The sequence below is a fragment of the Streptomyces sp. NPDC046197 genome (assembly GCF_040646295.1).
Classification (GTDB): domain Bacteria; phylum Actinomycetota; class Actinomycetes; order Streptomycetales; family Streptomycetaceae; genus Streptomyces.
This window is the reverse complement of record NZ_JBEYZY010000001.1, coordinates 224,010-248,500: the sequence shown is the minus strand read 5'-3', so window position 1 is coordinate 248,500 and position 24,491 is coordinate 224,010. Positions and strand designations below refer to the sequence as shown.

The 24,491-nt window shown below is 69.7% G+C and carries 25 protein-coding genes and 1 pseudogene; 11 read left to right on the top strand and 15 right to left on the bottom strand.

Annotated features, from left to right (window positions below):
• Positions 1-71 precede the first annotated feature (71 nt).
• The 5 genes from AB0A61_RS01135 to AB0A61_RS01115 form a co-directional block, all read right to left on the bottom strand.
• Positions 72-1,124, bottom strand: a complete 1,053-nt coding sequence (locus tag AB0A61_RS01135; RefSeq protein ID WP_361284108.1) for an AI-2E family transporter — start codon at positions 1,122-1,124, stop codon at positions 72-74.
• Between the two features lie 99 nt (positions 1,125-1,223).
• The gene (locus AB0A61_RS01130) at positions 1,224-1,997 is read right to left on the bottom strand and encodes a 2OG-Fe(II) oxygenase (RefSeq protein WP_361284105.1); all 774 of its coding nucleotides are present in this window, start codon (positions 1,995-1,997) and stop codon (positions 1,224-1,226) included.
• Between the two features lie 81 nt (positions 1,998-2,078).
• A complete protein-coding gene (locus AB0A61_RS01125) occupies positions 2,079-3,341 on the bottom strand; it encodes an amidohydrolase (RefSeq protein WP_361284102.1) in 1,263 nt (420 codons plus the stop codon).
• A 55-nt stretch (positions 3,342-3,396) separates the two neighbouring features.
• A complete protein-coding gene (locus AB0A61_RS01120) occupies positions 3,397-4,188 on the bottom strand; it encodes a PhzF family phenazine biosynthesis protein (protein ID WP_361284099.1) in 792 nt (263 codons plus the stop codon).
• A 148-nt stretch (positions 4,189-4,336) separates the two neighbouring features.
• A complete protein-coding gene (locus AB0A61_RS01115) occupies positions 4,337-6,364 on the bottom strand; it encodes a tetratricopeptide repeat protein (protein ID WP_361284097.1) in 2,028 nt (675 codons plus the stop codon).
• A 496-nt stretch (positions 6,365-6,860) separates the two neighbouring features.
• On the opposite strand from AB0A61_RS01115, the gene AB0A61_RS01110 reads away from it, so the two are divergent.
• Positions 6,861-7,304 carry a hypothetical protein gene (locus AB0A61_RS01110; RefSeq protein WP_361284094.1) on the top strand — a complete coding sequence of 148 codons (444 nt, stop codon included), beginning with the start codon at positions 6,861-6,863 and terminating at the stop codon, positions 7,302-7,304.
• 163 nt (positions 7,305-7,467) lie between these two features.
• On the opposite strand, the gene AB0A61_RS01105 is transcribed toward AB0A61_RS01110, so the two are convergent.
• Positions 7,468-8,439, bottom strand: coding sequence for a pirin family protein (locus tag AB0A61_RS01105; RefSeq protein WP_361284091.1), 972 nt, complete (start codon positions 8,437-8,439; stop codon positions 7,468-7,470).
• A gap of 112 nt (positions 8,440-8,551) precedes the next feature.
• Positions 8,552-9,025, bottom strand: a complete 474-nt coding sequence (locus AB0A61_RS01100) for an SseB family protein (RefSeq protein WP_361284088.1) — start codon at positions 9,023-9,025, stop codon at positions 8,552-8,554.
• Positions 9,026-9,195: 170 nt separating this feature from the next.
• On the opposite strand from AB0A61_RS01100, the gene AB0A61_RS01095 reads away from it, so the two are divergent.
• From AB0A61_RS01095 to AB0A61_RS01085, 3 genes are all read left to right on the top strand, one after another.
• Positions 9,196-11,022 carry an acyl-CoA dehydrogenase gene (locus AB0A61_RS01095; protein ID WP_361284085.1) on the top strand — a complete coding sequence of 609 codons (1,827 nt, stop codon included), beginning with the start codon at positions 9,196-9,198 and terminating at the stop codon, positions 11,020-11,022.
• 139 nt (positions 11,023-11,161) lie between these two features.
• Positions 11,162-12,484 (top strand): M18 family aminopeptidase, encoded by a 1,323-nt coding sequence (locus AB0A61_RS01090; protein ID WP_361284082.1) that lies wholly within the window; start codon positions 11,162-11,164, stop codon positions 12,482-12,484.
• Between the two features lie 137 nt (positions 12,485-12,621).
• Positions 12,622-12,873 carry a DUF6458 family protein gene (locus AB0A61_RS01085; protein WP_361284079.1) on the top strand — a complete coding sequence of 84 codons (252 nt, stop codon included), beginning with the start codon at positions 12,622-12,624 and terminating at the stop codon, positions 12,871-12,873.
• A 66-nt stretch (positions 12,874-12,939) separates the two neighbouring features.
• Here the strand turns inward: AB0A61_RS01085 and AB0A61_RS01080 are convergent, their stop codons facing one another.
• The gene (locus tag AB0A61_RS01080) at positions 12,940-13,389 is read right to left on the bottom strand and encodes a cupin domain-containing protein (RefSeq protein ID WP_361284076.1); all 450 of its coding nucleotides are present in this window, start codon (positions 13,387-13,389) and stop codon (positions 12,940-12,942) included.
• Positions 13,390-13,441: 52 nt separating this feature from the next.
• On the opposite strand from AB0A61_RS01080, the gene AB0A61_RS01075 reads away from it, so the two are divergent.
• Together AB0A61_RS01075 and AB0A61_RS01070 are read left to right on the top strand one after the other, a co-directional pair.
• Positions 13,442-14,458: a helix-turn-helix domain-containing protein gene (locus tag AB0A61_RS01075; protein ID WP_361284073.1), complete on the top strand. Its 1,017-nt coding sequence runs from the start codon at positions 13,442-13,444 to the stop codon at positions 14,456-14,458.
• Positions 14,455-14,955, top strand: a complete 501-nt coding sequence (locus AB0A61_RS01070; protein WP_361284070.1) for an LURP-one-related family protein — start codon at positions 14,455-14,457, stop codon at positions 14,953-14,955. Before AB0A61_RS01075 ends, AB0A61_RS01070 begins: the two co-directional genes overlap by 4 nt.
• 12 nt (positions 14,956-14,967) lie before the next feature.
• Here the strand turns inward: AB0A61_RS01070 and AB0A61_RS01065 are convergent, their stop codons facing one another.
• Complete coding sequence (locus tag AB0A61_RS01065) at positions 14,968-15,771, bottom strand: carbon-nitrogen family hydrolase (RefSeq protein ID WP_361284067.1); 804 nt, start codon at positions 15,769-15,771, stop codon at positions 14,968-14,970.
• A gap of 220 nt (positions 15,772-15,991) precedes the next feature.
• Here AB0A61_RS01065 and AB0A61_RS01060 point away from each other — a divergent pair, with 220 nt between their 5' ends.
• A complete protein-coding gene (locus tag AB0A61_RS01060; protein ID WP_361284065.1) occupies positions 15,992-16,816 on the top strand; it encodes a maleylpyruvate isomerase family mycothiol-dependent enzyme in 825 nt (274 codons plus the stop codon).
• A 196-nt stretch (positions 16,817-17,012) separates the two neighbouring features.
• Here the strand turns inward: AB0A61_RS01060 and AB0A61_RS01055 are convergent, their stop codons facing one another.
• Both AB0A61_RS01055 and AB0A61_RS01050 read right to left on the bottom strand, forming a co-directional pair.
• Complete coding sequence (locus tag AB0A61_RS01055) at positions 17,013-18,329, bottom strand: MFS transporter (RefSeq protein WP_361284063.1); 1,317 nt, start codon at positions 18,327-18,329, stop codon at positions 17,013-17,015.
• Entirely contained in the window at positions 18,326-18,976 is a 651-nt protein-coding gene (locus AB0A61_RS01050) for a GntR family transcriptional regulator (RefSeq protein ID WP_361284061.1), read from the bottom strand. Before AB0A61_RS01050 ends, AB0A61_RS01055 begins: the two co-directional genes overlap by 4 nt.
• A gap of 202 nt (positions 18,977-19,178) precedes the next feature.
• On the opposite strand from AB0A61_RS01050, the gene AB0A61_RS01045 reads away from it, so the two are divergent.
• Entirely contained in the window at positions 19,179-20,081 is a 903-nt protein-coding gene (locus AB0A61_RS01045; protein WP_361284058.1) for a D-alanyl-D-alanine carboxypeptidase, read from the top strand.
• Between the two features lie 309 nt (positions 20,082-20,390).
• Here the strand turns inward: AB0A61_RS01045 and AB0A61_RS01040 are convergent.
• Positions 20,391-20,489: pseudogene (locus AB0A61_RS01040) on the bottom strand (TetR/AcrR family transcriptional regulator); the annotation flags it as partial.
• A 195-nt stretch (positions 20,490-20,684) separates the two neighbouring features.
• Here AB0A61_RS01040 and AB0A61_RS01035 point away from each other — a divergent pair.
• A complete protein-coding gene (locus AB0A61_RS01035) occupies positions 20,685-21,185 on the top strand; it encodes a hypothetical protein (protein ID WP_361284055.1) in 501 nt (166 codons plus the stop codon).
• A gap of 192 nt (positions 21,186-21,377) precedes the next feature.
• Here the strand turns inward: AB0A61_RS01035 and AB0A61_RS01030 are convergent, their stop codons facing one another.
• A complete protein-coding gene (locus AB0A61_RS01030) occupies positions 21,378-21,731 on the bottom strand; it encodes an alpha/beta fold hydrolase (RefSeq protein ID WP_361284052.1) in 354 nt (117 codons plus the stop codon).
• A gap of 145 nt (positions 21,732-21,876) precedes the next feature.
• Here AB0A61_RS01030 and AB0A61_RS01025 point away from each other — a divergent pair, with 145 nt between their 5' ends.
• Positions 21,877-22,224, top strand: coding sequence for a GntR family transcriptional regulator (locus AB0A61_RS01025; RefSeq protein WP_361284049.1), 348 nt, complete (start codon positions 21,877-21,879; stop codon positions 22,222-22,224).
• Complete coding sequence (locus AB0A61_RS01020; RefSeq protein ID WP_361284046.1) at positions 22,221-23,228, top strand: DUF1648 domain-containing protein; 1,008 nt, start codon at positions 22,221-22,223, stop codon at positions 23,226-23,228. The genes AB0A61_RS01025 and AB0A61_RS01020 overlap by 4 nt, the downstream gene beginning before the upstream one ends.
• On the opposite strand, the gene AB0A61_RS01015 is transcribed toward AB0A61_RS01020, so the two are convergent.
• Positions 23,161-23,382: a DUF397 domain-containing protein gene (locus tag AB0A61_RS01015; protein ID WP_361284043.1), complete on the bottom strand. Its 222-nt coding sequence runs from the start codon at positions 23,380-23,382 to the stop codon at positions 23,161-23,163. The genes AB0A61_RS01020 and AB0A61_RS01015 overlap by 68 nt on opposite strands.
• Before the next feature lie 3 nt (positions 23,383-23,385).
• Positions 23,386-24,267 carry a helix-turn-helix transcriptional regulator gene (locus tag AB0A61_RS01010; protein WP_361284040.1) on the bottom strand — a complete coding sequence of 294 codons (882 nt, stop codon included), beginning with the start codon at positions 24,265-24,267 and terminating at the stop codon, positions 23,386-23,388.
• Positions 24,268-24,491: the final 224 nt, after the last annotated feature.

The following is a 24,491-nucleotide window of genomic DNA, read 5'->3' as shown; positions in this document are numbered from 1 at the left end:
GGCCTCGGCCACGGCCCCGGGACAAGGCCCCGATCACGGGCCACAGCTCCGGCTTCGGTCCACAGCTGCGGCTACCCCTCCCCGGAGGCCTGTGCCTGGGGCGCGTACCGGGCGCGCAGCTCGTGTGCGACCCCGAAGGCGGCCGCCGTCAAGGGCACCGCGAGCAGCATGCCGACGATGCCGGCGACCGACGCCCCCGCGGTGATCGTCAGCATCACCACCGCCGGGTGCATCTGCACGGTCCGGCTCTGGATCACCGGCTGCAGCACGTGCCCCTCCAGCACCTGCACGGCGAGGACCACCCCCAGCGTCCACAGGGCGATGACGAATCCGCGGTCGGCGAGGGCGACCAGCACGGCCACGGCACCGGAGAGGAAGGCGCCGAGGTAGGGGATGTACGCCCCGACGAAGACCAGTGCGCCGAGTCCCACCGCTCCCGGCACGTCGAGGACGAGCAGGCCGACGGTGATGCAGGTGGCGTCGATCAGGGCGATGAGGGTGGTGCCGCGCATGAAGCCCTCGACGGCACGGAAGGCCCGCCGCGCGGTCGCCTCCAACGTCCCGGCGGCGCCGGGCGGTGCGAGGGAGCGCAGGGCCTCGGCGGCCCGGTGGGAGTCGCGAAGGAAGAAGAAGACCAGCAGCAGGGCCAGTACGGCCATGGCGATGGACTCGCCGACCACGCTGACCCCGCTGATCACGTTGGAGGCGGCCGTGCCGCCGAACCTGCTCAGCAGTTCCCTGGCGTGGGAGGCGAGGTCGTCCAGTGAGGTCCCGGCCGCGCCGAAGTGGTCGGCGAGCGACCGCGCGGCGGTCCTGAGCGAGGCGAGGATCTGGTCGCCGCTGTCGATCAGCGCGAGGACCACGATGTACACCGCCCCGCCGACCACGGCCACGACGGCGACACAGGTGAGTCCGGAGGCCAGCGACCGGTTGACCCCGGCCCGCACCAGCCGCTGGAAGAGGGGCCGCAGCAGGGCGGTTCCCAGCAGGGCCAGCAGTACCGGCGTCACCGCGGTCCGGAACACCACGCACAGCCGGATGCCGATCCAGACCACCCCCGAGGCCAGCAGCACGACGGCGCACCAGGCGGCAAGACGTCGAACGGGCTCGGGCAGCAGCTGCACCCCTCCACCCGAACACGCCACGGCCGGCCTGTCCTGTGCGAACGGCCCGGCCGGGTGACGGGGCGTCAGGCCGGTGGCTCCACCCCTGGCCCCTCGTCCTCAGGCGAAGAGGGCCAAGGGGTCCTCCGTGCCGCGCACTCCCAGGAAACACGCCATGGTGACGCGCCGGCCCCGTGACAGGGCGCGCACACCGTGCACCCGGGAGGCGTCGAAGATGAACAGGTCGCCGTCCGAGGGGTGGACGACCCAGTCCGGCGCGTCGAGGTCGGCACGGTTCAGGCCGTAGTCCCGGCGGCGCCGCGCCCGGTACTCCAGCTCGTCCTCGACCAGGGCGTCCCACAACTCCAGGTCGCCCCCGCCGCCCTCGGGGGGCACCTCCAGGTAGACGTTGACGCCGAGCCGCCTGCGGAACACGTAGTCGCCGAGGATCTCGGAGTTGCGCTGGTCGATGTGCGGGTTGGCCTGGCCGCCCGCCGTCCACCGGCGGATCACGTTGGGCAGGACCGGCTCGCCCCCGGACAGGGCGATACCGGCACCCCTCGGCCATACGTCATCGAGCTGAGCCAGTAGCCGGTCCATCGGCGACACGACTCCGGCGAACAGGGTCTCCCTGATGAGGGCCGTGGTGGCCGCCGCCTCGGCCACGTACTGCTTGGCCTTCTCCGCGCTCTCGTTCGCCTCGCCGATGGAGACCCCGACGCACTGCAGGTCCTGGGTCAGGGTGTAGGTGGACAGGTCGCAGGCGGCCTGGATGCGGGGCCGTGCCACCGCGTAGGTCTCGGGGGGACAGTAGGCCCGGCACCGGATCAGATCGAGCTCGCCGTCGATCAGCGATGTCAGCGAACCGAATGAAAGGTGCTCAGAAACACGCAACTCCCGCACACTCATCCCCCCTGCTGGTGCTGACCTGTGGTGCTGCCCTGTGTGTCTGAGCCCTTCAGCGCACGACGCGGGTCAGCGCAGCAGCGCGGCGGTGGCCAGCAGGCGGGTGGCCACGCCGATGGCCCGCTCGTCCACGTCGAACAGTCCCTGATGCAGATCGAGGGTCCGCTCCACCCCCGGGCTCCTGACGCCCAGGCGGGCCATCGCACCCGCTCTCTCCCGCACGAACCAGGCGAAGTCCTCGCCGCCGAGGCTCTGCTCCGTGCTCGTCACGCCGGGCTTGCCGAGCACCTCCTCGGTGGCACGGCGGAACAGGTCGATGCTCATCGCCTCGTTGACCACCGGCGGGATGCCCCGGGTGTACTCCAGCTCCGGGACGACTCCGTACAGGGCACAGATGCTGTCGACGGCGTTCCGGAAGAGCGGCTCGGCCAGTTCCCACGCACGCTCGTCGATGCACCGGATGGTGCACTGCAGGAAGCCGTCGCCGGCGGCACGCTCGTCCCCGCCGTCGGTGAGGGCGTTCGCCGTCACGTGCCCCCACACGATGGAGATCCCCGAACCCGTGGGAACCTGCTGGCTCACCGCGGACGGCACACCGGTGACGAGGGCGGAGACCGCGTTCACCACGTTGGGCGGTGCCGCGTCCATGACGCCCTCACCGGCCCGCACCGTGAGCTTGACCAGGTCGCAGGCGGAGGTCAACGGGCCCTCCTTGAGGCCCACCTGCCCTACGTCGATCTTGGGGTCGCAGTGCAGGGCGAGGATCCGGAACACCCCGTCGAGAACACCCTTGTCGATCATGTACAGGGCGCCGGCGATCTTCTCCTCAGCCGGCTGGAAGACCAGCCGTACGGGGGCGGGCAGTGCGTTGGCCGTCGCGAGGCGGGCGAGGACCAGGCCGGCTCCGAGAACACCGGCCGTATGAACGTCGTGGCCGCAGGCGTGGCTGAATCCCGGTACCGTCGAACGGTAGGGAACGGCCTTTTCGTCCTGCACCGGAAGGGCGTCGAGATCCGCTCGGAAGGCCGTCATCGGCGCGCCCGGTTCGAGGCCGGGAATATCGCAGAACAGGCCGGTGGAGTTCGGCATCAGCCGGGGCCGCAGTCCGGCCTTTTCCAGTCGCTCGGCGACCTTACGAGTGGTGCGGAATTCCTGATTCGACGCCTCGGGGTGCTGATGCAGATCGCGCCGGAACGCAATCATTTCCTGCTCGATTTCCAACGCATACTGATCGAGCAATGCTTTCGTACCGTCAGACGGTGCGGCACTCCAGGCCTTGACGTTGAGCGGCGTACCGACGGCAAGCTCAACACCCTTGGCGACAGCGTTCATTGGGCCAGACTAGAACAAGATCGCTTTTTGCGGAAACCGCCGTACCGATGGCCCTTCATGCCAGCAGCTCCCCCTTCAGCACCGACACTGCCTGGCCCCCCAGACGTACCCGGTCACCCTGATGACACAGCCGCACCCGGCCGCCTCTCGGCGAAGCCTGTTCCGCCATCATCTCGGTGACACCGAGAATGGGCGACCACCAACTGGCCAATGTGCAGTGGGCCGAACCAGTGACGGGATCTTCCGGAACTCCCACCCCCGGATAGAAGCAACGGCTGACGAACGAACGGTCCTCGTATCCACTGCCGGTGACGATGAGACCGCGCGCGGACATCCGTTCCGTGAGCTTCGCGATATTGGCGAAGTCCGGCTCCAGGTCCCTGACGTGCCGCTCCGTCGGCACCTGGACCAGAAGGTCGTCCTTGCCCCGCGCGACCGCCTCGAACGGCACGCCCGCGAAGCACGCGGCCAGACCGTCCGGGACGTCCAGCACGGACAACGGGTCCGCGGGGAAGTCCATGTCGACCCATCCGTCCTGGGCGACGCACGTCAGGCGACCACTCCTGTGGGTGATGAACTCGGTGGTGCCGCCCAGGACGTGGGCGGCGGCCAGCGTGGCGTGCCCGCACAGATCGACCTCGGCGACCGGCGTGAACCACCGCAGCGGCACCGCCTGCTCCCGCGACCGGTCATCCAGGACCAGAAAGGCCGTCTCCGAGTGCCGCATCTCCGCGGCGACACTCTGCATCCAGGGCTTGGACCGCTCCTCGGGCAGGATCACCACCGCGGCGGGATTCCCCTGGAAGGCCACGTCCGTGAAGGCGTCCACCACATGAATTTCGGTCACCGCTGTCCTCCGCGTCACCGCACGATCCATCCGACCTGACACCTCGTCAGGATGACGGAGCCTACCCCCGCCGCAGGCCACGACCCACTCTTGAACAGGACTGAATCCACTCCGCCGAGCAGGACCGACTCCACACCGCCGAACAGGACTAACTCCACTCCGCCAGAATTCCCCGGGTGAGGACGGTCTCGGCGTGCTCCGGGCCCATGTTGACCTCCTGCCAGGAGAGAACCTCCTGGAGTTCCCAGACCCCCTCCTCGATCCTCCCCACGGCGCACAGGCTCTGGCCGCGCAGGCGCCTGGCCTGTGCCACCTCCGCCCTCGCGCTCCAGTGCTTGCTGTCGTACTCCTTGAGCAGATCGGTGATCTCCAGCAGCGCGCCCTCGGGCTCTCCGCGCAGCAGCATGATCTTCGCGGCCGTGATCCGGGCGAACAGGTTCTCCGGGTGAGGGTGCGGCCGCCGACGCCACGCCTCCAGCACGGCTCCGATTTCCTCCGCCGCCTCGTCGAGCCGCAGATGGCCCTGCCCCACCACCGAGCGCACCAGGCTGTGCCAGACGGTCAGGGTGTCCGGGTCGTCGGGATTCCTCCGGCGCTCGTAGGCGAGAATTTCGCGCAGGTTCGCCTCGGCCCGCTTCCACTGTCGTTGTTCGAGCATGCAGCGGGCGAGTTTGTGCCGGGTCGCCATGGTGTCCGGGTGGTCGCCGCCCAGCTCCCTGTTCCGGTTCCGCTGGTCGAGCACCCAGGTCAGCTCCTGCGCCGCCTCCGTCAGTCTGCCCTGCTCCAGCAGGCAGCGTCCGTACTCATGGCGCAGGGCCACCACCTCACCGCGAGTCCGCCAGGCACGGGGGAGGGCGGCCAGGCAGTCCTCCAGGAAGAGCTGCGCCTGCCGGGGCAGGCTGCGGGCCAGCAGATACCTGCTGACCTTGCGGATCACCCCGAAGGCCGCGGAGACCAGGGGGTCCTCCGGCATCCCCTGCTTCTCGCACCAGCGCACGAAGTCGAGCACGGGACCCGCGCAGTGCGGAGCGAGTGCGGACCACCCGGTCCACGCGTCCGGGTCGTCCGGGTCCAGGTCCCGGACCGTGTCGTCGAGCAGGTCGATCATCATGCGGCGCAGTTGCAGCGCGTCCTGCCCGCCCTGCTTCTCCAGGACCACGTCCCGGACGAGGGGATGCAGGGTGAGCGTGTAGCCGTACACGGGGCCGGCCGAGGGATTGCGGCCCCGGCTGATGAGGGTGAGCCCGTCGAGCGCGTCCACCAGCAGGCGGATACGGCTTTCCGATATCTCCCCGAAAAGCGATGAGCGGGACATGAGTTCCCGATTGAGTACAGCCCCGTAGGGAATGGGCCGCGCCGCCATGAATGCCAGTACGACGAGCAGCGGCCGCGCATCGGACTGGCCTCGTTCGTCCAATAGGGAAAGGGACATCTCACAGGTGCTGTGCACAGCGGCCAGCCCCAGTTCCTCGGTCAGCCGGCGCTGGTTCACATACGGCCGTCCCTCGTCGAACCGGTGGACCAGCACATCGTGGTAGTCGCGGATACTGCGAATGGCCTGACTGCCGCGGAAGACGGGGCCGTGGTTCACCTTCTGCAGATATGCTCCGGCCGCCTGGAGCGCCACGGGAAGGCCGCCGAGCCGTCGGGAGAGTTCACTCGCGTCGGCCACCTCCTCGGGAGATGCCCCGTCGCCCCTGCCCGCGTAGTCGAGGAGAATGCTGGCGCCGTCGGCCGGATCCAGCGGACCGATGCGGTGCCGGGCCGGCCAGGCCCCCCAGACGGACCTTTCACCGACCCGCGAGGTCACCACGACCATGCCGCGCGGTGTCCGCGGCAACCGCAACCAGCCCACCCCGTCGGAGACCTGCCGGTCGGTGTCGGCCAGGAACTCCGGCCAGTCCGCGTTGTCCAGCACCAGCAGCCACGGCGCCGGCGCGTCGTTGAGCATCTCCCACACCAGGTCCGTGGCACTGGCCCGGCCCGCCCAGGCCTCGTCCACCCGGGGCTGCGGCGCCCCGAGCTGGGCCGCGACCTCGCGCATGCCGCCACCTATCGAGGCCTGTCCTCCCGCGTGCACCCACCACACGTGGACGCCCGACGCCCGCGCCGCCTGGCCGACCTCCCAGGCGATCTCGGTCTTCCCGCAACCGCTGAGGCCGTAGAGGATGTGCACGCCACCCTGGCCGCCGCCGTGTTCACGACCGGGCCCGGCGGCGCCCGGCAGGCAGTGGACGAGATGGCGGGTGACGGCGTCGCGGCCGTGCAGCCTCAGGTTCCCGCGTCGCGATTCCGGAATTCTGACGGAACTCCGGCCGGGACTCGCGTCTCCCCATCCGGTCGGCGCGGCTAAGGACAGGTCACGGCCGGCCACATAACTGACGGCATGCCCATTGGTATCGATATTCTGCTCTATTTTCGAACGAGCACCGTCGTGATTGCCATCGACCACTGCAGCGATCCTAGCCATAAAAGGACATTGTGCGACCGAGAGCGTTACAGGCTAGCACACTGCCGACCGGGACAATAGGGGTCGTTGCTTGTTGAACAAAAGTTGCTGGAGCGGCTTATGAGCCTGCAGTGGAAACGGTCCTGTTTATGCGCTCGCCGACGTATACGCAGAACCGCTCACACCCCCTAAAGTGCTGGACGCGCACTGAGCGGAGGTAAATGTGGACCCCATCATCCTGACCGCCGGCACCGCCCTGGTCTCGGCAATGGCCACGGACGCCTGGCAGCGCACCGCCGCGGCCATGGCGAACCTGTGGAAGAAGGCGCGCAACACCGAAGGCGATGCGGTGAATTCCGATCAAATCTCGAACGAACTGGAAACCTTGCACAACAGTGTCGTGCAGGCTCGGAGCCATTCCGATCCCCAGCGGGAGGAGGCGCTGGCGGTGCTGTGGCGCGTCCGGCTGCAGGCACTCGTCGAACAGAACCCCGAACTGGCTGCCGATCTGCGGACGCTGCTCCAGGAGCACCTGCTGCCGAACGCCGACAGCCGGGACCGCGCCCGCATCGAGACCCTCGTCAAGCAGAACGTGAAGACCACCGGAGGCACCGTCTACGTATCCGGCCGTGACATGCACGTCCAGCCAAGCAGGGACACGCCCTGACAACGTGCCCTGACAGCGCGCCCTGACACAGCACCACGGCGGAGCGCCCTGACGCACGGGTCTCCTCTCGTCGGGTTTCCGGCCCGGAGGTCCGGGCCGGAAACCTCTCGGTGAGCCCGTCCGTCTCCGGACGGGACTCGTCCGCATGTGGCCCTCGCGAGCCCTACAGTCCGCCCTCGGTCATCCCGTGCACGGCCGGGATGGTCCCCAGACGGCCCTTCTGGAAGTCCTCGAAGGCCTGCATGAGTTCATCGCGGGTGTTCATGACGAACGGGCCGTAGTGGGCCATGGGCTCACGGATCGGCTGCCCGCCCAGGAGTACGACCTCCAGGTCCGGCGTGTGCGAGTCCTGCTTGTCGTCCGCGCGGACGGTCAGCGAGGAGCCGGCGCCGAAGACGGCGGTCTGGCCCAGGTGGATCGGACGCCGCTCGGCGCCCACCGCGCCCCGGCCGGCCAGGACGTAGGCGAGACCGTTGAAGTCCTCCCGCCAGGGCAGGGTGATCTCCGCACCCGGCGCCAGCGTCGCGTGGATCATCGTGATCGGCGTGTGCGTGATACCGGGGCCCTGGTGGCCGTCCAGCTCACCGGCGATGACCCGCAGCAGCGCGCCGCCGTCGGGGGAGGTGAGCAGCTGGACGTTGCCGCCGCGGATGTCCTGGTACCGGGGCGCCATCATCTTGTCCTTGGCCGGAAGGTTCACCCACAGCTGCAGGCCGTGGAAGAGACCGCCCGACATGACCAGCGACTCCGGCGGCGCCTCGATGTGCAGCAGGCCCGCGCCGGCCGTCATCCACTGGGTGTCGCCGTTCGTGATGGTGCCGCCGCCACCGTTGGAGTCCTGGTGGTCGAAGACGCCGTCGATGATGTAGGTGACGGTCTCGAAGCCGCGGTGGGGGTGCCAGGGGGTGCCCTTGGGCTCGCCCGGCGCGTACTCCACCTCGCCCATCTGATCCATCATGATGAACGGATCGAGGTGGCGGTAATCGATCCCGGCGAACGCCCGGCGCACCGGGAAGCCCTCGCCCTCGAAACCGCTCGGCGCGGTCGTGACGGCGAGCACGGGGCGTGCCACGGCGTCGGCCGGCGCGGCCACACGGGGCAGCGCCAGCGGGTTCTCGACGGTCACTGCAGGCATCTCGGTACCTCCTTGGTGGGCCAACTTTAGTTGAGTATTGAACTTTCTGCCAGACCCAACAGAGAGAGCCCGGAGGGAATTCCCTCCGGGCCCGCTGCGAGGTCGGGGCGGCTCAGCCGTACATGCGCCGCATGGCGAAATCGACCATCTGTTCGACCGCCTTCGCGTCGAAGACGATGCGGTGCTCGCCCTCCATGTCGAGGACGAAGCCATAACCCGTGGGCAGCAGGTCGATCACCTCGACACCGGTGATCACGAAGTACTTCGACTCCTTGCCGGCGTACCGGCGCAGCTCCTTCAGCGAGGTGAACATCGGGATCACCGGCTGCTGGGTGTTGTGCAGGGCGAGGAAGCCGGGGGTGTCGCCGCGCGGGCAGTACACCTTGGACGTGGCGAAGGTCTGCTGGAAGTCCTCCGCGGTCATCTGCCCCGTGGTGAAGGCACGCACCGCGTCGGCGAGCGACGGCGGGGACGGCTCCGGGTACAGGGGCGGCTGCTGGCCGTATCCGCCGACGCCGCCGGGCATCTGCTGCTGCGGCGTGGTGTAACCCTGCTGCGCACCCACGCTCTGCTCGTAGCCGTACATGCCCGCAAGGGTAGTCAAAGGCCCGCCTCGGAGTAGAGCCTCGTCACAGATGACCCGATCGGGGTTGCTTCTTATTACCGACGGGTAGCATCATCGGAGCTACTTGTTGGTACGTCAACCAGTTGCGAGGATCCAGTGCCTCGCCGAGTCCTCTTACGGGAGCCGTCGCCATGGGGCACTACAAGTCGAATCTCCGCGACATCGAGTTCAACCTCTTCGAAGTACTCGGACGCGACAAGCTCTACGGCACCGGCCCGTTCGAGGAGATGGACACCGAGACCGCCAAGAGCATCCTGGAGGAGCTGACCCGGCTCGCCGAGAACGAGCTGGCCGAGTCCTTCGCGGACGCCGACCGCAACCCGCCGGTGTTCGACCCGGAGACCAACACCGCGCCGATACCCGACAGCTTCAAGAAGAGCTACAAGGCCTTCATGGACTCGGAGTACTGGCGCCTGGGCCTGCCCGAGGGGATCGGCGGCACCACCGCCCCGCCGTCCCTGATCTGGGCGTACGCGGAGCTGATCCTCGGCTCGAACCCGGCCGTGTGGATGTACTCCTCCGGCCCGGCGTTCGCCCGCATCCTCTTCGAGGAGGGCACCGAGGAGCAGAAGAAGATCGCGCAGATCGCGGTCGAGAAGACCTGGGGCTCCACCATGGTCCTCACCGAGCCCGACGCGGGCTCCGACGTGGGCGCCGGCCGCACCAAGGCGGTCCAGCAGGAGGACGGCTCCTGGCACATCGAGGGCGTGAAGCGCTTCATCACCTCCGGCGAGCACGACATGGAGGAGAACATCCTCCACTACGTCCTCGCCCGCCCCGAGGGCGCCGGCCCCGGCACCAAGGGCCTGTCCCTCTTCCTCGTCCCGAAGTACCTCTTCGACTTCGAGACCGGTGAGCTCGGCGAGCGCAACGGCGTGTACGCCACCAACGTCGAGCACAAGATGGGCCTGAAGGCCTCCAACACCTGCGAGATGACCTTCGGCGACCGTCACCCCGCCAAGGGCTGGCTGATCGGCGACAAGCACGACGGCATCCGCCAGATGTTCCGCATCATCGAGTTCGCCCGCATGATGGTCGGCACGAAGGCGATCTCCACCCTCTCCACGGGCTACCTGAACGCGCTGGAGTACGCCAAGGAGCGCGTCCAGGGTCCGGACCTGGCCAACTTCATGGACAAGACCGCGCCCAAGGTGACCATCACCCACCACCCGGACGTGCGCCGCTCGCTGATGACGCAGAAGGCGTACGCCGAGGGCATGCGCGCCCTCGTCATGTACACCGCCGCCGTCCAGGACACGATCGCGGTCAAGGAGGCCGGCGGCGAGGACGCCTCCGCCGAGGAAGCCCTCAACGACCTGCTCCTGCCGATCGTCAAGGGCTACGGCTCCGAGAAGGGCTACGAGCAGCTCGCCCAGTCGCTGCAGACCTTCGGCGGCTCCGGCTTCCTGCAGGAGTACCCGATCGAGCAGTACATCCGCGACGCCAAGATCGACACTCTGTACGAGGGCACCACCGCGATCCAGGGCCAGGACTTCTTCTTCCGGAAGATCGTCCGCAACCAGGGCGCCGCGCTGAACTCGCTCGCCGAGGACATCAAGAAGTTCCTGGCGCTCGGCACCGGCGGCGAGGAGCTGGCCGGCGCCCGCGAGCACCTGGCCAAGGCGGCCGTCGAGCTCGAGGCGATCGTCGGCCTGATGCTGACCGACCTCGCGGCCACCGAGCAGGACGTCAAGAACATCTACAAGGTGGGCCTGAACACCACCCGCCTGCTGCTGGCCTCCGGTGACGTGATCGTCGGCTACCTGCTGCTCAAGGGTGCCGCGGTCGCAGCGGAGAAGCTGGAGACCGCCTCCAGCAAGGACAAGGCCTTCTACCAGGGCAAGATCGCGGCGGCGAAGTTCTTCGCCGCGAACGTCCTGCCGGGCGTCACTCTGGCCCGGAAGATCTCCGAGCAGGTCGACCTCGACCTGATGGAGCTGGACGAGGCCGCCTTCTAGGCAGCACACAGGGCCGTCCAGGCACCGCACAGGGCCGTCCAGGCACCACGCAGGGCTTTCCGCAAACTCCACAGCGCCCTCACGAGGGCCCGTTCCCGACCACAGGGAACGGGCCCTCGTCCGTCGTTAAGGTGAACCCATGAGTACAAGCCAGCGCTTCGACCGCGGCCACACCGACGACCTCATGTCCTTCCTGGCGGCGAGCCCGTCGCCCTACCACGCCGTGGCGAACGCCGCCGAACGGCTGGAGAAGGCCGGCTTCCGCCAGGTCGCCGAGACGGACGCCTGGGACGCGGAGACATCAGCGGCTTCGGCCGCGGTGAGCGGCGGCAAGTACGTGGTGCGCGGTGGCGCGATCGTGGCCTGGTACGTCCCCGAGGGCGCCGCGCCGCACACCCCGTTCCGTATCGTCGGCGCCCACACCGACTCGCCCAACCTGCGGGTGAAGCCGCTGCCCGACACCGGCGCGCACGGCTGGCGCCAGGTCGCCGTGGAGGTCTACGGCGGGCCGCTGCTCAACTCCTGGCTCGACCGCGACCTGGGTCTGGCCGGCCGGCTCACCCTGCGCGACGGCTCGACGCGACTGGTCAACATCGACCGCCCGCTGCTGCGCGTCCCGCAGCTCGCCATCCACCTGGACCGCTCCGTGTCGGCCGACGGCCTCAAACTCGACAAGCAGCGGCACATGCAGCCGGTGTGGGGCCTGGGCAACGACGTCCGCGACGGCGACCTGATCGCCTTCCTGGAGGAGGAGACCGGGATCCCGGCCGGCCGGACGGCCGGCTGGGACCTGATGGTGCACTCCGTGGAGCCGCCCGCCTACCTGGGCCGGGACCGGGAACTGGTCGCGGGCCCGCGCATGGACAACCTGCTGTCCGTGCACGCCGGCGCCGCCGCGCTGGCCGCGGTGGCGAACGCCGGGGGCCCGCTGCCGTACATCCCGGTGCTGGCCGCCTTCGACCACGAGGAGAACGGCTCCCAGTCGGACACCGGCGCGGACGGCCCGCTGCTCGGCGGCGTGCTGGAGCGTTCGGTGTTCGCGCGCGGAGGGTCGTACGAGGACCGGGCGCGCGCCTTCGCGGGCACCGTCTGCCTGTCCTCCGACACCGGCCACGCCGTCCACCCCAACTACGCCGAGCGGCACGACCCCACGCACCACCCGCGCGCCGGCGGCGGCCCCATCCTCAAGGTCAACGTCAACAACCGCTACGCGACGGACGGTTCCGGCCGCGCGGTGTGGGCGGCCGCCTGCGAGAAGGCCGGCGTCCCCTTCCAGTCCTTCGTCTCCAACAACTCCATGCCGTGCGGCACCACCATCGGCCCGATCACCGCGGCCCGGCACGGCATCAGGACCGTCGACATCGGCGTGGCGATCCTGTCGATGCACAGCGCCCGTGAACTGTGCGCCGTGCAGGACCCGTTCCTGCTGGCGAACGCACTGGTGGCGTTCCTGGAGGGCTGATACGCACCAGCGACCGCACCACCCATGAGGGATCGCCTCCGCATGTCCAGGCGACCTGCGGGTACCCGGAGTTGACCGGAAGGGACCGGATCAGACCGGAACCGCCGGATCCGACACCGGACAGGGAGGCGACAATCATGGGCCTCGGCGGATGCATCATTCTCATCGCCGTGGGAGCCATCCTCACGTTCGCGACCGACTGGCACATGCACGGGGTCAACCTCGACCTCGTCGGCATCATCCTCATGATCGTCGGACTGATCGGCGTCACGACGTTCAGCAGCATCGCCCGGCGCCGCCGCGTCATGGTGCCGCCCTCGACGACGGTCGTCGAGGAGGAACGGCACCACCACGCCCGGGACGGCTACACCGACGGATACGGCGTGTGACCCGCAGGCCCGCCGCCTGGAAGGCCAGTGCGGTCATCGGCCAAGGCCGCCATCCGCCGCCGCCGTTCAGCTCAGCGCACGCCCCGTCGTCACGTCCACATGGGCCGGCACCTTCTCGTGGCGGTCGCCGACGGTGAGGGTGCCGGTGGGCTCGAACAGGAGCAGGGCGGTGGGTACGGGGGCGTAGGGCCGGTGCTCCGTGCCGCGCGGGACCGTGAAGGCGGAGCCCCTGGGGAGCACGACCGTGCGTTCGCCGGCCGGCTCGCGCAGCCCGATGTGCAGTTCGCCGTCGAGGACCAGGAAGAACTCGTCGGTGTGGTCGTGCACGTGCCATACGTGTTCGCCCTCGACCTTGACGATACGGACGTCGTAGTCGTTGACGGCCGTGACGACACGGGGGCTCCACAGGTCCCCGAAGGAGGCGAGCGCCCGGTCGAGGGAGACGGGTTCCCCTGGTGCGGTGGGCGCCGTGGATGCGCTGGATGCGGTGGATGCGCTGGGCGCGGTGGATTCCATGGAGCCATCGTCACGGATGTACCGGGCGCCGGACGAGTGCTAGGAATCGCATATGGCGCAACGATCCTCGCAGTCGTCCGTCCGGTGCCCGCGGCCGCACCGCGTCGTCGTGATCGTCGACGAGAGCACCAACCCCTTCGAGGTGGGTGTGGCCACGGAGCTGTTCGGGCTGCCCCGGCCCGAGCTCGGTCTGCCCGGGCCGTTGTACGAGGTGAGCCTGTGCACGCCCACGCCCGAGGTCCGGATGAACCACGGGTTCTTCGTCCTGAGCGGCGTGCCCGGTCTGGACGCCGCGGACGAGGCGGACACCCTGGTCGTGCCCGGCCGCCCGGACAACGTCGTCCCGCGCGGGCCCGCCGTCGTGGAGGCGATACGTCGCGCGCACGCGCGTGGCGCACGCGTGATGAGCTTCTGCACCGGCACCTTCGCGCTCGCCGAGGCCGGGCTGCTCGACGGGCGGCGGGCCACGACCCACTGGCGCTGGGTGGACGACTTCCGGGAGTTGCACCCGAAGGTCCTGCTGGAGCCCGACGTGCTCTTCGTCGACGAGGGCGACGTGCTGACCGCGGCCGGCAGCGCGGCGGCGCTCGACCTGGGTCTGCACGTCTGGCGCACGGACCACGGCGCCGAGATGGCGAACGCGGTGTCCCGCCGGCTGGTGTTCGCCGCGCACCGTGACGGCGGGCAGCGGCAGTTCGTGGAGCGGCCGGTGCCCGAAGTGCCGGACGAGTCGCTCGGGCCGCTGCTGGCGTGGGCACAGGAGCGGCTGGCCGAGCCGCTGACGGTGGCGGAGCTGGCCGCGCGGGCGGCCGTGTCCCCCGCGACCCTGCACCGCCGCTTCCGCACGCAGCTCGGCACCACGCCCCTGGCCTGGCTGACCGGGGAGCGGGTGGCGCTCGCCTGCCGGCTGATCGAGCGCGGCGAGGCACGGCTGGACGTGGTGGCCGCGCGCAGTGGCCTCGGCACGGCCGCGAACCTGCGGGCCCGGCTGCGGCGCGAGACCGGCCTCAGTCCGTCGGCCTACCGGCGGCGTTTCGGACCGGTCGCCGGGGAAGCGGTGAGGGCATGAGATTCCTCGTACGCGACCGGATCCTCGGCATCGGTGACGACTACTGGATCGAGGACGAGCAGGGCCACAAGGTCTTCCTCGTCGACGGCAAGGCGATGCGGCTGCGGGACACCTTCGAGCTGAAGGACGCCCACGGCCGGATCCTGATCGACATCCACCGGAAGATGTTCGCCCTGCGGGACACGATGGTGATCGAGCGGGGCGGCGAGGCCCTGGCGAAGATCAGGCGCAAGCGGCTGTCGCTGCTGCGCAACCACTACCGGGTCTCCCTGGTGGACGGCACCGAGCTCGACGTCAGCGGCAAGATCCTCGACCGGGAGTTCGCCGTCGAGTACGACGGTGAGCTGCTGGCGGTGATCTCCCGGCGCTGGCTGAGCGTGGTGGAGACGTACGGCGTCGACGTCGTACGGGAGGACGCGGACCCGGCACTGCTGATCGCGGTGGCGGTGTGCGTGATCCACCTGGCGGAGAAGGAGCGGGAGGAACGGGACCAGTAACCCGGGCGCTGGTCAGGGTGCGCCGCGGCGCGGCGGTTCCAGGCCCAGCACCCTGTCCTTCAGGGCCGGGAACTGCTGCCGTGTCGTGGCGACCCTCCCGGGGTCGAACTCGACGGTGAGGACCTCGTCGCCGGGCCCGGCCTCGGCCAGGACCTCGCCCCAGGGATCCACCACGATCGAGTGACCCGACTGCGGAACTCCGGCGTGCGTCCCGGCCGTTCCACACGCGAGCACGAACGCCTGGTCCTCCACCGCCCGCGCCCGGGCCAGCAGCGTCCAGTGCGCCCGTCGGCGCTCGGGCCAGCCCGCGGGGACCACCAGGGTCTCCGCCCCGGCGTCGACCAGCCCGCGGAACAGTTCGGGGAAACGGAGGTCGTAGCAGGTGGCCAGACCGAGGGTCGTCTCCGGCAGGCGGACCGTCACCAGTTCGCGCCCCGCGCCCATCAGCACGGCCTCGCCCTGGTCGAAGCCGAACCGGTGGATCTTGCGGTAGGCGGCGGCGAGCTCACCGGAGGGGGTGAAGACCAGGGAGGTGTTGTAGAGGGGGCCGTCGGGGTCCCGTTCGGGAATGGAACCGGCGTGCAGCCACACCCCGGTGTCGCTCGCCGCCTTCGCCATCGCCTCGTACGTCGGCCCTTCGAGCGGCTCGGCCTCCCGCCCGAAATCCTCGTAGGCGAAGGCTCCGGTCGTCCACAGCTCCGGCAGCACGACGAGGTCCGCTCCCGTCTGCTCCCGGACCAGGGCGGCCACCCGCCGCCGCCGGGATTCAACCGATTCGCCCTCGTCTACGGCGATCTGGATCAGCGAGGCGCGCACACTACCACCGTCCTGGCATTCGAGCCGTCCACACGGGCCTACGATCGTCACACGAAAGCACTGCCGGGGTGCCTCACAGCAGCGTAACTTGGGGGTCCCCCGTGTTCGAGCGAAGTCGAGAGCCTGGGGGAGTTCCAAGACATCCGCCGAGTGCAGCCACCTCCCACTGGCAACGCCGCCACAACCCGCCCGTGTACCAACCGCCGAGGGGTCCCCTTCCGTGAGTCTGCATCCCACCCTCCAGCCCTATGCCGATGCCTGGACCCACTCCGTCGAAGCGATATCCGAGCTGGTCCAGCCGCTCGTGGAGGGCGAGTGGAACCGGCGGACCCCCTGCCCCGGCTGGTCGGTCCGCGACATCGTCTCGCACGTCATCGGCATGGACTGCGAGCTGCTCGGCGACCCGCGTCCCATCCACTCGCTGCCGCGCGACCTGTTCCACGTCACCAACGAGCACCAGCGCTACATGGAGATGCAGGTCGACGTCCGCCGTCACCACACGGCGCCTGAGATGACGGCCGAGCTGGAGTACACGATCATCCGCCGCAACCGCCAGCTGCGGAACGAGTCGCGCGACCCCGGCACCAAGGTGCGCGGGCCGCTCGGCACGGAGATCACCCTCGAAGAGGCCATGCGCTACCGGGCGTTCGACATCTGGGTGCACGAGCAGGACCTGCGCGCGGCTCTCGGCCGCCCCGGCAACCTGGACTCGCCCGGCGCGCAGATCGCCCGTGACCACCTGCTCGCCGAACTCCCGGACGTGGTCGCCACGAAGGCCGACGCCCCGCGCAGTTCGGCGGTCGTCTTCGACGTGCACGGTCCGCTGGAGTTCCTGCGCACGATCCGCGTGGACATCCAGGGCCGCGGCACGCTGGAGACGGCCCCGGCCCTCGGCCCGGCCGCGACTCTCACCCTCGACTGGGAGACGTACGTCCGCCTGGCGTGCGGTCGCGTCACACCGGAGGCGGTGGCCGACCGGCTGAAGACGGAGGGCGACCCGGAGCTGGCCGCGGCGATTCTGCGGAACTTCACGGTGACGCAGTAAGGGCATATGCAGTAGGGGCACATTCAGTAAGAGCAAAAGGGGACAATCGGCACATTCGGGACGTCCCGGCGATCGAGGACGAGGCCGTTCAGGCCGAAGCGGGGCCTGGGGGCGGCAGCCCCCAAAGGCCCGCACGGGCCGCACGGACCCGCACCGGTGCTTACCGACGCCGGGTGCCGGGTTCCCGGGGCCCGTCCTATGCCGGGACGTGCACCGTCTCCACCCGGCTGGCCACCAGCCGTTCCCGCTCCCGCCGGGCCGCCCGCCTGCGCAACCGCAGGATCTGCCCGACGCCCAGCGCCTGGAGCACGAACACCACCGAGAAGGCGACGGTGTAGTCGTCCCCGGTGGCGTCCAGCAGTGCCCCGATCGCGAACAGCGTCGTCATGGAGGCGATGAAGCCACCCATGTTGGTGATGCCGGAGGCGGTCCCCTGCCGCTCCGGCGGATTCGCCGGCCGGGCGAAGTCGAACCCGATCATCGAGGCCGGCCCGCACGACCCGAGCACTGCGCACAGCACCAGCAGCAGCCACATCGGCGCCCGCCCGCCGGGATACTCCAGCGTCACGGCCCACATGGCCGCGGTCGCCGCCACGGTCCCGAGCGCGAGCGGCAGCCGGGCCGCGTGGTGCCGGGCGATTATCTGCCCGTAGACGAGTCCCACGACCATGTTGGACAGCACCACGAGGGTGAGCAGTTCACCGGCCGTCGCCCGCGACAGGCCCTCGGCCTCGACCAGGAACGGCAGTCCCCACAGCAGCAGGAACACCATCGCCGGGAACTGGGTGGTGAAGTGCACCCACAGCCCGAGCCGCGTCCCCGGCTCCCGCCAGGCCGCGGCGATCTGCCGGCGTACGTACGCGGCGCCCCGGTGCGGCTGCGGCTCCGGCTCGTACCCCTCGGGGTGGTCCTTCAGGAACAGGAGCAGCAGTACGAGCACCACGACGCCGGCCAGCGCGCTGCCCGCGAACGCGGGTGTCCAGCCGAAGCCGTGCAGCAGCCGGGCCAGCACCAGCGTGGACACCAGGTTGCCCGCCATGCCGACCAGTCCGGCGAGCTGGGCGACGAGCGGCCCGCGCCGGGCCGGGAACCACCGGGTGCCGAGCCGCAGCACACTGATGAACGTCATGGCGTCGCCGCACCCGAGCAGCGCCCGCGAGGCGAGTGCCGTGCCGTACGACGGCGAGAGGGCGAAGCCCAGCTGGCCGGCGGTGAAGAGGACGACACCGATGGTCAGCACCTTCTTGGTGCCCAGAGCGTCGACCAGCAGGCCGACGGGTATCTGCATGCCCGCGTAGACGAGGAGCTGCAGGATCGAGAAGGTCGACAGCGCCGAGGCGTTGACGTGGAAGCGGTCGGCGGCGTCGAGGCCGGCGACCCCCAGTGACGTACGGAAGATGACGGCGACGAAGTAGACGGCGACACCGATGCCCCACACGGCGACGGCGCGCCGGCCGCCCGGCGGATCGCCCGGCAGGGAGAGAGGGACTCCCGAGGAGGACGAGCCGCTCACCGCACCTCACCCCGCGCCAGGTGCGAGAACCAGCTGACGTGCCGGTGCACGACGCCGACGGCCGCCTCGGCGTCCCCGGCGCGCAGCGCCTCCAGGATCTCCTCGTGCTCGGCGAGCGTCTTGGCGATCCGGTCGGGGTGGGAGTGCATGACGGCAACGCCCATGCGCAGCTGGCGGTCGCGCAACTGGTCGTAGAGGCGGGAGAGGATCTCGTTGCCCCCGCTGCGGACGATCTCCGCGTGGAAGCAGCGGTCGGTGACGGCGGCCCCGGCCAGATCCCCGGCGGCGGCCTGCCGCTTCTGCCGGGCGAGCAGTTCCTCCAGCCGCTCGACGAGCCCGGCCGGGGCGGGCACCGCCTTGCGGGCCGCGTGCTCCTCGACGAGCAGCCGGGTCTCGACCACGTCCGCGATCTCCTGGGCGGAGACCGGCAGGACGAGGGCTCCCTTTTTCGGGTACAGCTTGATGAGCCCCTCGACCTCCAGCCGCAGCAGTGCCTCGCGCACCGGAGTGCGCGACACCCCGACGGCCTCGGCCAGCTCGCCCTCCGTCAGGAGCGCCCCGCCCTCGTAGCGGCGCTCCAGGACTCCTTGTTTGACGTGGGTGTAGACGCGGTCGGCGGCAGGGGGTTGCTTCACGGCCAGGCTCATGGCCACAGCATAGATACAACACGTACACAAGACTGGCCCGTTCCAGCATGCGGACCGGCCGGACAGAGGGGGAACCCGGCTCAGCAGCCGCACAACCATGTGTGCTAGTTACGTGTCAGACACGTGCGGCCCCCACTCCACCTTCGTGGGCACTCAACTCCGCCGCACCCTAGGGGCATTCGACGTAATCGGGGTACCTCACTTGAAAACCGGCATCCAGGGCATCCGTATCCGCAGAACCGCCGCCGTGGCCGTGACCACCGGGGCCGTGCTCGCCGCCGGAGCCTTCACCGCGGCCCCCGCTCAGGCCGTGGCAACGCCGTCGATCGTGGCCAAGGGCGGCTACGTGATGAACAACGCGGACGGCACCACGCTGTACACCAAGTACGCGGACACCACGCGCTCCACCGGCTCCACGACGAAGATCATGACCGCGAAGGTCGTGCTCGCACAGCCGAACCTGAACCTCGACAGCAAGGTCGTCATCCAGAAGGCGTACAGCGACTACGTCGTCAGGAACCACGCCTCGCAGGCACACCTGATCGTCGGCGACCAGGTCACCGTCCGCCAGCTCCTGTACGGCCTGATGCTGCCGTCGGGCTGCGACGCCGCGTACGCGCTGGCCGACAAGTTCGGCTCGGGCTCGACGATGGCCGACCGCGTGAAGTCCTTCATCGGCAAGATGAACACCACCGCGCAGAGCCTGCACCTGGCGAAGACGCACTTCGACTCGTTCGACGGCATCGGCAACGGCAACAACTACTCCACGCCGCGCGACCTGACGAAGCTCGCCAGCAGCGCGATGACGAACTCGATCTTCCGCTCGATCGTGAAGACGAAGTCGTACACGGCCCAGACCATCACCAAGACGGGCAGCACCCGCACGATGGGGACGTGGACGAACACCAACACGCTGCTCAGCAGCTACAGCGGCGCCATCGGTGTGAAGACCGGCTCCGGCCCCGAGGCCGGCGCCTGCCTCGTCTTCGCCGCCACCCGCAACGGCAAGACCGTCATCGGCACGGTCCTGGCCTCCACCACGTACGCGCAGCGCGCGGCCGACGCGACGAAGCTCCTGAACTACGGCTTCGCCCGGCTGGGCTGACACCCGCCCCGTCTGCCGAGGGGCCTGCCGCACACCGCGGCAGGCCCCTTCGTCGCAGGGGCGTAGGCTGATCGCGACATGCGCATCCCGGCGAACGGCGCGGCCGGGCGTTCGTCCGCGAGGTCGCCGAGCGGGCGGCACTGCGCTGGGTTCTGTCTCTTTCACTTGGGTGAGTGCCCGGATGACGTGCTCGGTCAAGGTGTCGAGACACTCGGTCTCCGGCAGGCCGAGATGGAAGACCAATCGGCGTTCGAACCCTACCCACTGGCAGCGCATCGGGCTCCCCTGGGCACCCGCGCCGGGCCCTTGTGGCGGCCAGTCGGAGGCGGGGTCCTCGGCGAGCGGCGGCCGGAGGACGCCGAGGACCGCGCCGACGCAGACGTCGCGCAGCTGGGTGCGGGTACAGCTTCAACTGACGTTCATGTAGAGGGGCTTGGTGTCGGCATGAGCTCTGGCGGGGAATCGCTGATGGCCGGTTAGCGGCCGTTGACGCGGCACGGGACGGGGTGGAGTCTTCCCCTCGGTATCGGCGGAGCGGCCCCCTTTGCCGGGTCTGTCGGCTGTGGGCGGGGCCTCACCATGCGATGTGATGGAGGAACAGTGATGAAGCGTTCATCGATTGCCGCGCTGGCTCTCGTACTTGCGTCCTCAGCGGGACTCGCCGCGGCTCCCGCCGCGCAGGCCTTGCAGTCCCCGGCGGCCTCGAAACCGGGACAGGCTGTCATCCCGGCCTTCAAAGGCAGCCATCCTGAGCTGAACGGTCTGCGTGTGAAGGGGGTCGGTTCCCCGGCTGTCTACCTGATTCTCGACGGGCGGCGTCGTTGGATCCCCAACCCGGCCACGTACAACAATCTCTTCCGCGACTGGAACGGCATCCAGTCGGTCGTCGACATCGGCAGTATCGACGCCGGCAGCGCGCTGTCGGACGGGGCTTTCCTCGGCAAGGCTTCCAACGCTCCCGCGGTGTATTTGTTCAGCAACGGCGTCAAGCGCTGGATCACCAGCCCGGCCGCGATGGACAAGTACTACTTCGACTGGCAGAAGATCCAGACGCTGCCGCCCGGGGCCGTTTCCTCGATCCCCACAGGCGCCCCTATCTCCTGAACGCTCCTCCGGCCCGGGTCATGTGGACGACGGCGTAATTGGTTCCGGCCGCGAATCCGTGAGTTCCGCCTCCGGCCGGACGGAGGGGTCGGCGACCCGATGGCGGAGCAGGAAACAGGTGAAGGCGGGCCGGTGCCGGAGCACGGCGCGACCGATGAACGGGTACTCCACGAACGCGGTGAACCACAGCCGTCACAGGTTCGGCAGCACGGCCCGGTGCCGCGGCCACGGGTGGGACATGTTGAGCGCCAGATACCCGGTGAACCTTTCCGGCGCCCGCAGGCACAGCCGGAAACCCGGGTGAGCACCCCAGTCGTGGCCGACCAGCCCCACCCGCTCCAGCCCGAGCGCGTCGAGCAGCCCGAGCATGTCCTCGGCCAGGCCCTCCATGTCGTAGCCGCGCCGCGTCCGTCCGGACCAGCCGAATCCGCGCAGGCTGGGCACCGCCGGCTGGAAGTGCGGGACACCCGGTTGCACGTCGCCGAGTACGGCACGGGCGAGCCGGTCCTGCCCCTTCGTCCACAGGCAACGGCCTGTTCGACACAACCATGTGCGGTGCCGTACGGGCCCCTCTCAGGTCGGTGCGGATCCCCGTCGGTTCCGCATCGACACGCCAGGAGTCGGGGCCGGGACGAAAGGTTCCCCCCGCAGGGCAGCCAATGAACAAGCTGGTGCTATCGTCACTATCACCATGCTGCTGCGATTGGACAAGACGGACACCAGGCCCCTCTACGAACAGCTCGCGGCCGCCGTCCGGCGTGCCATCGCTGAGGGCGAGTGCCGTCCGGGCGACCGCCTGCCGTCGGCACGCGACCTGTCCCAGGCGCTGGACATCAACGTCAACACGGCCCTGCGCGCCTTGCGCGACTTGCGGGACGAGGGACTGCTGGAGTTCCGCAGAGGCCGGGGAGTGACCGTGGCGGAGGGGGCCGGCCGGCGCTCCGGACTGGACATCCGGGTGCGCGAGCTGGTGGCCGAGGCGGCCCGCCTGGGCTACAGCAGAAGCGATCTCATCGAAATGATCAGGGGGACACAGTGAACGACCGGAGGGCGCCGGGGCACGGGACGTGGTGGGGTTTCGCGGTCTGGACGGCCGGCACGGCCGCCCTGATCGCGGCGCTCCCGTGGGCCGCGAGCGGACGGCTGCCGGACCGGGTGGCAACCCACTGGAGCCAGGGCCGGGCAGCGCCTGACGGCTCGATGCCGCTCTGGGCCGCCTCCCTGTTTCCGGCGCTGATCTGGGTGGCACTGGTGCTGGGCGTGGCCGTGGCCCGGTGGCGCGCCGGAGGAGACGCCCGAGCCGCGACACCCCCGTGGGCGGTGGCCACGCTCTTGTCGGTCGGCATCGGCATCGGCGGTGCCCAGGCCTCCGTCATCCGGTCGAACTTGGACATGACTGACTGGCACGAGGCCCGCCGGCAGTCCGGTTGGACGACGGCCCTTGTCGTGGCGGTGGTCGTCGCCGGGATCGTCGCGTGGCTGCTGAGCACCCGGCGACGGGGGGCCGGCCCGGCGCTCACCGGACAGGACGGCCACGGACCCGCGCTGGACATTCCGGAGGGCCAGCGAGTGGTCTGGTTCTCCCGGACCACCAACCCGTGGCTCCACGGGCTGGCCGCGGTGACCGGCCTGGCGGCCGTGGCCGCCGCCGTCGCCCTGATCGGCGGCCTCGCCGAACCCACTCAGGGATGGACGCTGTTGACACTCTGCGCGGTGGGCTCCCTGACGGCGACCGCCTGCGGCTCCGTCCAGGCGCGCGTCACGGAACGCGGCCTCGAGGTGGCCTTCGGCCCACTCGGCTGGCCGGTGCGGCGCTGGGCACCCGACGCGATCGAGACGGCACGCGCGGAGAACCGCACGCCCGCACAGGTCGGCGGCTGGGGCTACCGCCTCAGCGGCCTGGGCACCACGATCATGCTGCGCGCCGGGGACTGCCTGGTCATCCGTGCCCGGGGGCGCCGAACCGACTTCGCGGTCAGCGTGGACGACGCGGAACGCGGAGCCGCCCTGCTGAACACCCTGCGAGCACCGCATACGCCGTGAACTCACTCCAGGCATCCGGGCCGAGGGTGACTATCGGCCCGTCCACGTCCTTGGAGTCCCGGACGGCGACGGTGCCGGGGATGTTGCGGGCGACTTCGACGCACTCGCCGTTGCCGCTACTGTAGGTGGACTTGGCGAACTCGAAGTGCGGCACGGCTCACAGCTCCTTGCGGATGCGTTCGATCAGGGCAGTGGAGTCCCGAAGAGCGAGCCCGCTGCGGGCAATCCGCTCGAAGGTGGTGTTGTGGCGTGCGGCGTCCGCCTCGCTCTCCAGCCACAGCGTAGAGGAGGTCGTGTCCATGTAGACCACGTCCATGGCGCCGGGTTCTGCGAACGACACGACGCTGAAGGCGCTGGTCATCCCCGGGTGGGAGCCCGCAATGAAGGGAACCACCTGGAGCTTGACGTTGGGCAGCCGGGACATCTCGACCAGATGAGCCTGCTGCGCACGCATGACCTCGCGGCCGCCGACGAGCTGACGCAAGGCTCCCTCACCGACCACCGCCCACAAGGTGAGCGGGTTGTCGTCGGCGAGGCGGGCCTGCCGGGCGATCTTCGCTTCGACAAAGCGCTCGACCTCATCGGGGTCGTCCCAGTCGGCGTTGCCGACGGCCAGGGCCCTGGCATAGTCCGGCGTCTGCAACAGGCCGGGCACGAACGCCCCTTGCCAGGTGCGGACGCCGGTCGCGATGTCCTCCAGAGCCACATATTCGACCAGAGACCGCAACTCGGGGTACTGGTTCCACCAGCCCTTGGCCTTGCGGCGCTCACGGTCCGTCCTGGCCAGGGCCAGCAACCGCGCCACGGCCTTCGGGTCGGTCACACCGTAGAGCTCGCAGAGGATCCGGATGTCCGGGTCCCGGAACGGCACCCATCCCCGCTCCATCTTGGCGACCTTTGCCGCAGTCGCGGACAGCGCCTCCGCGGCCTGCGGCTGTGTCAGCCCGGCCGCATCGCGCAGCCGTAGCAGCTCGCCGCCCAGCTTGCGGGCCAGGACCGTGGATACCCGGGTGCCGCGTGTGAACTGGCTTGCCGTCACCTCGCCCACCTCCTGAATCGGGCGCCAGTCTGCATCCCGTCGGCGCGGCTTCACAAACCCTGCTGGAGACATATTTCCCCGAGACTTGTTGCACACGGATACCCAACACGGCTACTTTCAGTTGCGAACCACTCACTGAGCGAGGCCAGTTGGCGAAAGCGCACCGTGCTGCCCAGACCCCTCACGCACGGCGAAGCCACCGCATCTGCCCCGCACCGCACCAG